General features: G+C 36.8%; 10 protein-coding genes and 1 pseudogene. 1 reads left to right on the top strand and 10 read right to left on the bottom strand.

The features are described from left to right. From GZ63_RS18310 to metG, 5 genes and pseudogenes are all read right to left on the bottom strand, one after another. Positions 1 to 180: pseudogene (locus GZ63_RS18310) on the bottom strand (hypothetical protein); the annotation flags it as partial. A gap of 348 nt (positions 181 to 528) precedes the next feature. Next, positions 529 to 1395: a 16S rRNA (adenine(1518)-N(6)/adenine(1519)-N(6))-dimethyltransferase RsmA gene (gene rsmA / locus GZ63_RS0106710; RefSeq protein WP_029268100.1), complete on the bottom strand. Its 867-nt coding sequence runs from the start codon at positions 1393 to 1395 to the stop codon at positions 529 to 531. Then, positions 1385 to 1954, bottom strand: coding sequence for a ribonuclease M5 (gene rnmV / locus GZ63_RS0106705; protein WP_029268098.1), 570 nt, complete (start codon positions 1952 to 1954; stop codon positions 1385 to 1387). Before rnmV ends, rsmA begins: the two co-directional genes overlap by 11 nt. Before the next feature lie 137 nt (positions 1955 to 2091). Beyond that, positions 2092 to 2859: a TatD family hydrolase gene (locus GZ63_RS0106700; protein ID WP_029268096.1), complete on the bottom strand. Its 768-nt coding sequence runs from the start codon at positions 2857 to 2859 to the stop codon at positions 2092 to 2094. Positions 2860 to 2873: 14 nt separating this feature from the next. Further along, positions 2874 to 4823, bottom strand: coding sequence for a methionine--tRNA ligase (gene metG / locus GZ63_RS0106695; protein ID WP_029268094.1), 1950 nt, complete (start codon positions 4821 to 4823; stop codon positions 2874 to 2876). 328 nt (positions 4824 to 5151) lie between these two features. Between metG and GZ63_RS0106690 the strand changes: the two genes are divergently transcribed. Next, on the top strand, positions 5152 to 5439 hold the full coding sequence (locus GZ63_RS0106690; protein ID WP_029268092.1) for an AbrB/MazE/SpoVT family DNA-binding domain-containing protein: 288 nt from the start codon (positions 5152 to 5154) through the stop codon (positions 5437 to 5439). A 99-nt stretch (positions 5440 to 5538) separates the two neighbouring features. On the opposite strand, the gene rsmI is transcribed toward GZ63_RS0106690, so the two are convergent. The 5 genes from rsmI to GZ63_RS0106665 all read right to left on the bottom strand — a co-directional run. After that, a complete protein-coding gene (gene rsmI, locus GZ63_RS0106685; protein ID WP_029268090.1) occupies positions 5539 to 6414 on the bottom strand; it encodes a 16S rRNA (cytidine(1402)-2'-O)-methyltransferase in 876 nt (291 codons plus the stop codon). Between the two features lie 6 nt (positions 6415 to 6420). Next, positions 6421 to 6684 (bottom strand): GIY-YIG nuclease family protein, encoded by a 264-nt coding sequence (locus GZ63_RS0106680; RefSeq protein ID WP_029268088.1) that lies wholly within the window; start codon positions 6682 to 6684, stop codon positions 6421 to 6423. Beyond that, positions 6674 to 7417, bottom strand: coding sequence for a tRNA1(Val) (adenine(37)-N6)-methyltransferase (locus tag GZ63_RS0106675; protein ID WP_029268086.1), 744 nt, complete (start codon positions 7415 to 7417; stop codon positions 6674 to 6676). The genes GZ63_RS0106680 and GZ63_RS0106675 overlap by 11 nt, the downstream gene beginning before the upstream one ends. An 86-nt stretch (positions 7418 to 7503) precedes the next feature. After that, on the bottom strand, positions 7504 to 7845 hold the full coding sequence (gene yabA / locus GZ63_RS0106670; RefSeq protein ID WP_029268084.1) for a DNA replication initiation control protein YabA: 342 nt from the start codon (positions 7843 to 7845) through the stop codon (positions 7504 to 7506). 15 nt (positions 7846 to 7860) lie between these two features. After that, the coding region (locus GZ63_RS0106665) for a PSP1 domain-containing protein (RefSeq protein WP_029268082.1) at positions 7861 to 8408 on the bottom strand (548 nt) is incomplete at its 5' end.

The raw sequence follows: 8408 nt of genomic DNA, 5'->3' as shown, positions 1-8408 counted from the left end.
AATTTCGCCTGTCCGCATGAAATGGAATATGACTCTAATTAATTTCTTCGCTACATGGCTTAACACCACATTATAATGTTTGCCTTCTAAGAGCTTTTTTTCATAATATGCCTTGATGCCGGCCTCTGCCTTATGATGAGACCGAACGAAGGAATGTAAGCGCATGACGCCAAGAGACATGGGAGGGTACGTCCTCATAAATGAGCAGAGATAGAACGTGCATCAAATATCGAGTAAATGTTAGTTTTTACCAAACTAATACCGCGAAGCGAACCCTTTATTTCCTTTTTATTCCTAATATGGGATTCAATGGATAAGCATTCCGATGAACTAAACAAAAAAATATTTTTTTAGAAACTTAAAACACCTCTAAACGTTGTTACATCAACTTTCTCTGAGGGAGTCAGCCGCCTGCCTTTCGTTCCAGTCAACTAGATATGAAAAGGGCTTTAATATGCTTGTTTGTAAACAAAAAGGACACCTTCTGATAAAATTAAAGTCACTACACATGTCTCAATCTCTTTACTTTCAAAATGTATTGGCCAAGGTTGCAAATTCCTGCATGGAAAGTGATTCACCACGTCTTGAACCGTCAATTTGAGCTTTTTCTAGTCTTTCATTAATTTGTTCTTTATGATAACTCTCTTTAAAATAATTTGATAAGTTATTACGTAATGTTTTCCGTCTCTGGGCAAAGCATGCCTGGACGATTGTAAAGAAAAATGCTTCATCAGCCACTTGAACAGGAGGCTCTTTTCGAATCGTAAGTTTTAAAACCCCTGAGTCAACGTTTGGCTGTGGAATAAATACTGTCTTAGGAACATGCATGGCAACCTTAGCATTTGTATAATATTGTACGGCAATACTTAAGGAACCATAGTTTTTTGTATTTGGTTTAGCAGCCATACGATCTGCAACTTCTTTCTGAATCATCACGGTAATGCTTGAGACAGGCAGTTTCTCCCGCAACAATTTCATAAGAATAGGCGTCGTAATATAATAAGGCAAATTAGCGACAATATGAATATCCTGGTCAGGCTGAAAATGGCTGCTGATTGCAGCTTTAACATCTGCTTTCAAAATATCCTGATGAATAATCTGCGTATTCGGATAACCAACAAGTGTTTCATCCAAAATAGGCAATAATCGCTGATCCACTTCATACGCAATCACTTTTTCCGAATGAACAGCTAATTGCTCTGTTAAAGCCCCAATACCCGGTCCGATTTCAATAGCTCCGGAATTCTTACTAATACCAGCACATGCAATAATATTTTCGAGAATATTAACATCAACTAAAAAGTTTTGTCCCAGGCTTTTTTTAAAAGAAAAGGTATATTTATTGAGAATTTCCTTTGTTCTAGTAGGAGTAGCAATATACTTTTTATTCCTCATTCTCTTCCTCCTGTAGTATTTGTCTTACCGCTTGCTCAAACTGCAGTTTTGTAATTTGAAACATAGTTAACCGCTTGAGAAGCTGTTTTCCATTTGTATGTCCGATTTGCAGTATTTCACCTATTCGCTTCCTTCGCGAGCTTGCATTAGCGCCTCCAATTAATCCATAAGCTAATAAATCCTTTTTATCAATCTCATTATCTTCATTTTCCATTCGTTCATACACACCTGAAAGTGCCTGTCTAATCGCTTCCACTGGTGCATGTTCTATTCCTAAACTATTATTTCTTGGATGTTTTGCTCTTGCCTTTTCCCTCGGTAAAAAAGCATGCTTACAGCCCGGAATTGCCTCATCGATGATACGGCGGATGCGTTCTCCAGGATAGTCCGGATCTGTAAAAATAATAACACCACGTTTATCTTTTACATGTTGTATTTGTTTTAAAATAGATTGATTAATTGCTGAGCCATTTGTTTCGATGGTATCAGCGTCTACCGCTTGAAGGACTTTAGCTGTGTCATCTCGACCTTCCACAACAATTACTTCTTTAATTTTCACGATTTACTCCTCCGGATCAAAAATAAAATGCTCTTACCATCATAGCATGGTAAGAGCATTTATTATAACGTAATATTCTCAGCAGTCATCAATTCGATTTCTTTATTTCGAAAGGTTAACAGCAAACAACTGCCGTTTTAGTGTAAATTAAACAATTCAAAAGCATTTTCTGTTGTGATCTTTCCTAACTCGTCAAATCTCATTTCCCTTAACTGTGCGATCTTTTCTGCAACTAATTTTACGTATGCAGGTTCATTTCTTTTTCCACGATTTGGATGCGGTGCTAAAAATGGAGCATCTGTTTCAATTAATAAACGGTTAAGCGGCACTTGAACTGCTACCTCTTTAGGTAGCGAGGCATTTTTAAATGTGACAGGCCCGCCAAGTGAGATATAAAAGTTCATGTCAAGAAATGTTTGCACATATTCTGCTGAGTCATTGTAACAATGCATAATGCCGCCAATCTCACCGGCATTTTCTTCACTTAAAACTTCAATGATATCCTCAGTTGCTTCCCGATTATGAATAATAATCGGCATATTCACTTTTTTAGCAAGCCTGATCTGCCTACGAAACACTTCCTTTTGTACATCTTTTGGCGACTTATCCCAATGATAATCCAAACCCATTTCACCAAGTGCGATAACTTTAGGGTGTTCTGATAAAGACTCTATCCAAGCTAAATCTTCTTCCGTCATATCAATTGCGTCAACAGGATGCCAGCCTACAGCAGCGTAAATCGTCTCATACTGCTCAGCAATTTCAAGAGCTAGTGGAATCGTCTTGCGATCAAAACCAACAACAACCATATGCTTTACTCCCGAATCAAATGCCCGGTTGATAACTTCCTCTTTATCTTCATTAAATTGGTCTGCATTTAAATGTACATGTGTATCAAATAACACGCTATCCTCGCTCCTTACTTTACAACAGATCCATTCGGCAGTGATTCTTCCACTGTGGTGAGTACCAGTTTTCCATTTTCATCTTCACCAGACAGAATCATTCCTTCTGATCGTGCGCCGCGTAGTTTGACAGGTTTTAAATTGGTTACACAGATCACCTTTTTGCCAACTAGATCTTCCGGCTTGTAGTGCTCAGCAATTCCTGAGATTACTTGTCGTTTTTCATCCCCAATATCAAGCTGCAGTCTGATGAGTTTATCTGCTTTTTTCATTTTCTCTGCCTCTAGTATTTCGGCTACACGCATATCCAGCTTCATAAAGGCTTCATAATCGATTAATTGTTTTTCTTCTTCCGATTTCTTTTGTTTTTCCTGTCCTGGCTTCTTCATCATATCTTTAATGGCTTGAACTTCCTTTTCTACATCCAAACGCGGAAATATCGGTTTTCCTTTCTGTACACACGTCCCTACTTTCATTTGTCCAAGCTTGTATATACTATTCCATTCCTTGAGGGAATCCTCTTCGATACCCAATTGTCTGAAGATCTCTATCGGAGTTTCCGTTAAGAATGGACGAAGCATTACGCCAATAATTCTTAGTGATTCAGTCAGATGAGCCATCACGTTTCCTAAACGCTCTTTCTTGCTTTCATCTTTTGCAAGTATCCATGGCTCTGTTTCGTCAATATATTTATTCGTTCGACTGATCAATTGCCACAGGGATGAGAGTGCTACAGAAAATTTCATATTTTCTAACGCTTCTTCCACCTTACCGACTGTTTCTTTTGCAAAAGTCTCAAGGGATTGATCAATATCTGTTTCAGCTTCCTTATAAGCAGGAATTTCGCCATCAAAGTATTTTTTAATCATTGCTACCGTACGATTCAATAGATTACCTAGATCATTTGCCAAATCATAATTTGTCCGCTCCACAAAACCTTCCGGGGTAAATACACCGTCAGACCCAAATGGTACTTCACGCAATAAATAGTAACGCAATGCATCAAGTCCATATCGATCTGTCAGCTGAATTGGGTCAACAACATTTCCTTTCGATTTGGACATTTTTCCATCTTTCATTAAAATCCAGCCATGTGCAAATATTTTTTTAGGTAGTGGCAGGTCTAATGCCATTAACATAATTGGCCAATAAATGGTATGGAAACGCACAATTTCCTTACTCATTAAGTGAACATCCGCTGGCCAGTATTTTTTGAATTTCTCATCATTATCAGATCCATAGCCTAGTGCTGTAATGTAATTACTTAATGCATCAATCCAAACATAAATGACATGTTTAGGATCTCCCGGTATTTTAATGCCCCAGTCAAAAGTTGTCCTAGACACTGCTAAATCCTCTAGACCTGGTTTGATAAAGTTATTAAGCATTTCATTTTTTCGGCTTTCCGGTTGGATAAATTCTGGATTTTCGTCATAATACTGAATAAGCTGATCCACGTATTTACTCATTTTAAAGAAATATGATTCTTCTTTTACCTTTTCAACCGGGCCGCCGCAATCTGGGCAATGCCCATCATCTAATTGTCTTTCTGTAAAAAATGATTCGCAAGATGTACAGTACCATCCCTCATACTGATCTAAATAAATATCACCTTGTTTTACAAATTGGTCAAATATCTGCTGCACTATTTTTTTATGACGTTCTTCTGTTGTCCGTATAAAATCATCATTAGATATTTCTAATTTTTTCCATAGGTCCTGAATGCCAATAATCATATTATCGACATATTCTTGCGGACTTACGCCTTTTTCTGTTGCCTTTCGTTGTATTTTCTGACCATGCTCATCTGTTCCGGTCAGATAATAAACATCAAAACCACGCATACGTTTATACCTGGCAATGGCATCCCCAGCAATGGTAGAGTATGCGTGTCCAATATGTAAATTACCACTTGGATAATAAATAGGGGTGGTAATATAAAATGTGTTTCTTTCGTCTGACATGTTTTACCTCCTCTTTCCGCTTCCAATGACATACCTAACAAATAAAAGCTAATTCTATTGTAGCTATTTTAGCATAAGATTTCCATTATCTTATCATGTACGGTTAATAATCATTAAATTACCGGTACATAGCATTGCCATATTCGTTTCCTTTTCTACCTAAACTGGGTGACAAACAATTTTCTAATTTGTTTTAATATTTAATAAAAGGCATTGACACATATATCAAACGTTGGTACTATATGTCATAAGCTTATGTCGAATATTTCTATTAAAATTGGTAAAGGTGGGTCTATTCCCACCTTAATCTTTTGAGGGGGAGATAAATATTAAATCGACTGGAATTGTACGGAAAGTTGACGAATTAGGTCGAGTCGTCATTCCAATGGAATTACGTCGTACACTTGATATCCACGAAAAAGATGCAATGGAAATATATGTGGATCATGACAGAATTATTTTAAAGAAATACACACCAAACATGACTTGTCAAATTACGGGAAATACCTCTGAAAACAACATGACTTTAGCTAATGGCAAACTAGTACTTAGTCCTGAGGGAGCAGAAAATTTAGTAAAAGAAATAAAAAAACTGCAACAAAAAATAGAGCGTTAGTTTTTGAAGAAAACTTCTTCAATAGATCAATACGATGTGAAAATTTTAAAATACTAAAGGGGGATCAACGCTTGGAAAACCACGTTAATCCCTTTTACTTTATTCAATATGATATATTTTGTATACCTCACGTTTCCCTATATTTCGATCAGTAGCAACCTTTTTAATCGCTTCCTTACTGGAAATATTATCGCTTTCCATGTATTCTTCTACATGAGCTTTTACGGACAAATGACCCCACCATAAAACTTCTACTTGTTCCTCCTCATTATTGCACCCCTCTACAACGAGACAAAATTCACCTTTAAGTTCTTGTTTATCAGCCCAACTTATCACTTCTTCCAGTGTACCACGACTATATTCTTCAAATTTTTTCGTTAATTCGCGCGCAACAGCCAATTGTCGGTTACCAAACTGATGATAAAGAACATTTAATGTCCCCTTTAAACGGTATGGTGATTCGTAAAAAAGCAATGTAGCTGGTAAAAATTTCAGTCGTTGCAATTCTTTCTCTTTTTGTTTTTTCTTTCTGGGTAAAAAACCATAGAATAAAAATTCAGTGGTTGGTAATCCTGAGCCAACTAATGCACATAGGGCAGCACTTGCCCCAGGTAAGACTACAACAGAATGATTTGCTTCTATAGTTGCTTGCACTAATTCAAAACCAGGATCAGAAATAGCCGGCATACCAGCATCACTTACAATTGCAATTGACTCTCCCTGCTTCAATCGATTCAGTAATTGTTTATTTCGCTCATTCTTGTTATGTTCATGGTAGCTGATTAACGAAGTTTTAATTTCAAAATGGCGCAGTAAATTTTTTGTATTCCTCGTATCTTCTGCCGCGATAACCGCAACTGTCCGGAGTGTCTTTAATGCTCTATATGTAATATCCTCCAGATTTCCAATTGGAGTTGGTACAACATATAAAGTCCCTTCTACGTTCTGTGTATCAAAGCTTTTTTGTATCTGCATGATTTATCACTCTTTCACCTTGTCCTCAATTAATTGAAGTTTTTCCTGACGAGAAAGCTTTTTTATTTTGTATTCATTTTGCATTGCTTCTTCTTTTGTTGGGAATTTTTCTATAAACATTACTTGGAATGGCCCTCGCCCGCGTGTATACTTGGCACCTTTTCCTTCCGTATGCATTTTCAGTCGGTTTTCTAAATGATTTGTATAGCCAGTATATAATGTATTATCTTTACACTTTAAAATATAAACAATATGTTTCTCATTTTCCATAAATAATATCCTCAGCTTCTTTTGTATACGTATTATCTTCATTATAAATGATGAGTGGTGGCAAAAGACTTAAATTCGCTTTTCCATCCCGAATCCCTTCCACTAATAACATATTTGCTTCTTTCCCTTTTTTAGGGTAGACAAGCTGCATTCGCTTTGGTTCGAGTTTATAAGCACGAAATAACGTTAAAATATCAATAAGTCTGCCTGGTCTATGTACCATCGCTACTTTACCTCCTGGACGCACATAAAGTTTACATGCCTTTACAACTTCTTCTAACGTACAGAAGACCTCATGTCTGGCTATCGTTAAATATTCATTTTTATTATGCTCTGTTTTTGATGGTGTTGGGAAATAGGGGGGATTACATGTTACTACATCATAACTGCTCTGCCCAAGTTCAGGCTGCATATATCTTAAATCACCGTGAATCATTTTTATTTGTCCTTCTAACTGATTAAGTCGTACACTTCTTTGTGCCATATCAAATAAACGCTGCTGGATTTCAACACCGGTTATCTGAGCATATGATCTTTTTGATAACAAAAGCGGAATAACTCCATTTCCCGAACATAAATCAAGTATCTTTCCTTTTTTAATAGGAACATATGTAAAATGAGCTAATAAAACAGCATCAAGCGAAAAGGAAAAAGCAGAAGGACTTTGAATAATTTGCATGCTCTCATCTGCTAATAAATAATCCAAACGTTCATCATCAAATAACTGTACCATAGTCGAATCCTTTCTTATGCATTACCAAATGGAAGAAAAGCTGTTCCCTTGTCCTATGAAAGACATTGAAACAGCTCACCATCATTTTATTTAGCTTTATTTAAAAATTCAAGACAGAATAAACAATCCTCATCTTGTCTGGGACTCCCAAAATGAATATTACATATATGAAATCCCTCTTCGTATATTCTAGCCAAGTTGTCGTACCCTTCACCTGGTACCTCGGCTTTCTTTTTTTGCTTACTGCTTTCCTCTTGTTCTATATTGCTATCTAGACGATTGCGTAAATGATGGTTCTCCATAGCAAGGCGATGATTTTCCTCCAACATCTCTGCTAGCTTTCCTTTTAAATCACCTAATTGCTCATATAACTCGCCTATTTGTTTTTCCATATCTGATACCTGATCAAAGATTTGCCTTTTATTCACGCTATTTACACCCCACTATTCTGTGGCTTGTGCTGAAATAATTCCTTCATCGATTAATTCATCCAGTGTGTATTCAATTACCCGTTCTTTGTCTGGAATTTCGATTTGCACGAGTTTTTCAAGAATGTTTAGGCCTACTACTTTTCCATCTCCAAATGGGACTTTAATGCTTTCCCCGATATCAGGCAATTCACGTTTTGCTTTTTCATAATCATCATTTTCATATTTCAAGCAACACATTAAGCGGCCACATAAACCAGATATTTTTGCTGGATTAAGCGATAGATTTTGATCCTTTGCCATTTTAATAGAAACAGGCTCAAAATCCCCCAAAAAGGTAGAACAGCATAGCATTCTACCACATGGTCCAATCCCACCAAGCATTTTCGCCTCATCGCGAACCCCTATCTGACGCAGTTCAATACGCGTCTTAAATAAGGCTGCCAGATTTTTAACTAAGTTACGAAAATCAACACGACCATCTGCTGTAAAATAAAAAATAACCTTATTTCGATCAAATGTATATTCTGCCTCAACTAATCGCATATCGAGATTATGTTCTT

The organism is Virgibacillus alimentarius (genome assembly GCF_000709085.1).
GTDB lineage: Bacteria > Bacillota > Bacilli > Bacillales > Amphibacillaceae > Virgibacillus_B > Virgibacillus_B alimentarius.
The sequence above is the reverse complement of the archived record's forward strand: the minus strand, read 5'-3'. Positions and strand labels throughout refer to the sequence as shown.